Below are 3,377 nucleotides of genomic sequence, written 5' to 3' on the forward strand. Positions count from 1 at the left end.
GGAAGATTGTCCGGCGGCGTCCTACTCTCCCACACCCTCACGAGTGCAGTACCATCGGCGCTGGAGGGCTTAGCTTCCGGGTTCGGAATGTAACCGGGCGTTTCCCCTCCGCCATGACCGCCGTAACTCTATGAACATATCAAACAACCCCGGCACCACAATCACGGGTGTTCGCTTGTTCAGAGTTGCACAGTGGACGCGTAGCAGCTTAGTAGTCAAGTCCTCGGCCTATTAGTACCGGTCAACTGAACCCGTTACCGGGCTTACATTTCCGGCCTATCAACCCAGTCGTCTAGCTGGGGGCCTTACCCCACCAAGGTGGGTGGGATACCTCATCTTGAAGCAGGCTTCCCGCTTAGATGCTTTCAGCGGTTATCCCTTCCGAACGTAGCTAACCAGCCGTGCCCTTGGCAGGACAACTGGCACACCAGAGGTTCGTCCGTCCCGGTCCTCTCGTACTAGGGACAGCCCTTCTCAAGTATCCTACGCGCACGGCGGATAGGGACCGAACTGTCTCACGACGTTCTAAACCCAGCTCGCGTACCGCTTTAATGGGCGAACAGCCCAACCCTTGGGACCTGCTACAGCCCCAGGATGCGACGAGCCGACATCGAGGTGCCAAACCATCCCGTCGATATGGACTCTTGGGGAAGATCAGCCTGTTATCCCCGGGGTACCTTTTATCCGTTGAGCGACACCGCTTCCACTCGCAAGTGCCGGATCACTAGTCCCGACTTTCGTCCCTGCTCGACCTGTCAGTCTCACAGTCAAGCTCCCTTGTGTACTTGCACTCAACACCTGATTGCCAACCAGGCTGAGGGAACCTTTGGGCGCCTCCGTTACCTTTTAGGAGGCAACCGCCCCAGTTAAACTACCCACCAGACACTGTCCCTGAACCGGATAACGGTCCGAAGTTAGATACCCAAATCAACCAGAGTGGTATTTCAAGATTGCCTCCACCCATACTGGCGTATGGACTTCACCGGCTCCCACCTATCCTACACAAGCTAATTCGAGTACCAATGTCAAGCTATAGTAAAGGTCCCGGGGTCTTTCCGTCCTGCCGCGCGTAACGAGCATCTTTACTCGTACTGCAATTTCGCCGGGCCTGTGGTTGAGACAGTGGGGAAGTCGTTACGCCATTCGTGCAGGTCGGAACTTACCCGACAAGGAATTTCGCTACCTTAGGATGGTTATAGTTACCACCGCCGTTTACTGGCGCTTAAGTTCTCCGCTTCGCCCCGAAGAGCTAACAGGTCCCCTTAACGTTCCAGCACCGGGCAGGCGTCAGTCCATATACATCGAATTACTTCTTCGCATGGACCTGTGTTTTTAGTAAACAGTCGCTTCCCCCTGCTCTCTGCGGCCATACAACGCTCCACCCGCGCGGGGCTTCACGTCTCCGGCCCCCCTTCTCCCTAAGTTACGGGGGCAATTTGCCGAGTTCCTTAACCACAGTTCGCCCGATCGCCTCGGTATTCTCTACCTGACCACCTGTGTCGGTTTGGGGTACGGGCCGCTAAGAACTCGCTAGAGGCTTTTCTCGGCAGCATAGGATCACTGACTTCACCTGAATCGGCTCGGCATCACGTCTCAGCCCTCATGTGGTGCGGATTTGCCTACACCACGGCCTACACGCTTACCCCGGCACAACCACCGGCCGGGCTCAGCTACCTTCCTGCGTCACCCCATCGCTTGACTACTACCCATCAGGTTCCCACGCTCCCTCAACTCAGTCCGAAGACCTCACCAAGTTCGGGTGGTTAGCACAACGAGGTTCATCAGGGACGCTCTTTCGCGGGTACGGGAATATCAACCCGTTGTCCATCGACTACGCCTCTCGGCCTCGCCTTAGGTCCCGACTCACCCAGGGCGGATTAGCCTGGCCCTGGAACCCTTGGTCATCCGGCGGAAGGGTTTCTCACCCTTCTTTCGCTACTCATGCCTGCATTCTCACTCGTGCCGCGTCCACAACTGGGTCACCCCGCTGCTTCACTCGCGGCACGACGCTCCCCTACCCATCCACACACCTGCACAAGGAATCAAGTCCAAGCGAGGATAAAATGTGAATGCCACAGCTTCGGCGGTGTGCTTGAGCCCCGCTACATTGTCGGCGCGGAACCACTTGACCAGTGAGCTATTACGCACTCTTTAAAGGGTGGCTGCTTCTAAGCCAACCTCCTGGTTGTCTATGCGACCCCACATCCTTTTCCACTTAGCACACGCTTAGGGGCCTTAGCTGGTGATCTGGGCTGTTTCCCTCTCGACTACGAAGCTTATCCCCCGCAGTCTCACTGCCGCGCTCTCACTTACCGGCATTCGGAGTTTGGCTGATTTCGGTAAGCTTGTGGGCCCCCTAGACCATCCAGTGCTCTACCTCCGGCAAGAAACACGCGACGCTGCACCTAAATGCATTTCGGGGAGAACCAGCTATCACGGAGTTTGATTGGCCTTTCACCCCTAACCACAGGTCATCCCCCAATTTTTCAACATTGGTGGGTTCGGCCCTCCACGCGGTCTTACCCGCGCTTCAGCCTGCCCATGGCTAGATCACTCCGCTTCGGGTCTAGGACACGCGACTGAATCGCCCTATTCAGACTCGCTTTCGCTACGGCTCCCCCACACGGGTTAACCTCGCCACATGCCACTAACTCGCAGGCTCATTCTTCAAAAGGCACGCCGTCACCCCGCAAGGCTCCGACGGATTGTAGGCGAACGGTTTCAGGTACTATTTCACTCCCCTCCCGGGGTACTTTTCACCATTCCCTCACGGTACTTGTCCGCTATCGGTCACCAGGAAGTATTTAGGCTTACCAGGTGGTCCTGGCAGATTCACGGCAGATTTCAGGGGTCCGCCGCTACTCGGGAACACCCACAGAAGGTCAGCAACTTTCACCTACCGGACTCTCACCGTCTACGGTCAGCCATTCCAGACTGTTCGACTAGCCACTGACTTTGTAACTCCTCGAACAAGTGTCAGCTTGTTCAGCAGGGTCCCACAACCCCGACCACGCAACCCCTGACAGGTATCACACGCAGCCGGTTTAGCCTCGATCCGCTTTCGCTCGCCACTACTCACGGAATCACTATTTGTTTTCTCTTCCTACGGGTACTGAGATGTTTCACTTCCCCGCGTTCCCTCCACACACCCTATGTGTTCAGGTGTGGGTGACACCACATGACTGGTGCCAGGTTTCCCCATTCGGACACCCTGGGATCACAGCTTGGTTGACAGCTCCCCCAGGCCTATCGCGGCCTCCCACGTCCTTCATCGGCTCCTGGTGCCAAGGCATTCACCGTTCGCCCTTGACAACTTGACCACAAAGATGCTCGCGTCCACTGTGCAATTCTCAACAAACGACCAACCCACAACCCCA

General features: G+C 56.6%; 2 rRNA genes. Both read right to left on the bottom strand.

The features are described from left to right. Positions 1 to 8: 8 nt before the first annotated feature. Positions 9 to 125 (bottom strand): 5S ribosomal RNA (gene rrf / locus AB0877_RS31610). A gap of 86 nt (positions 126 to 211) precedes the next feature. Next, positions 212 to 3,320: ribosomal RNA gene (locus AB0877_RS31615) — 23S ribosomal RNA — on the bottom strand. Positions 3,321 to 3,377 lie beyond the last annotated feature (57 nt).

Origin of the sequence: Micromonospora sp. NPDC047644 (genome assembly GCF_040704315.1) — a bacterium.
In the GTDB taxonomy this organism is placed as follows: Bacteria; Actinomycetota; Actinomycetes; order Mycobacteriales; family Micromonosporaceae; genus Micromonospora.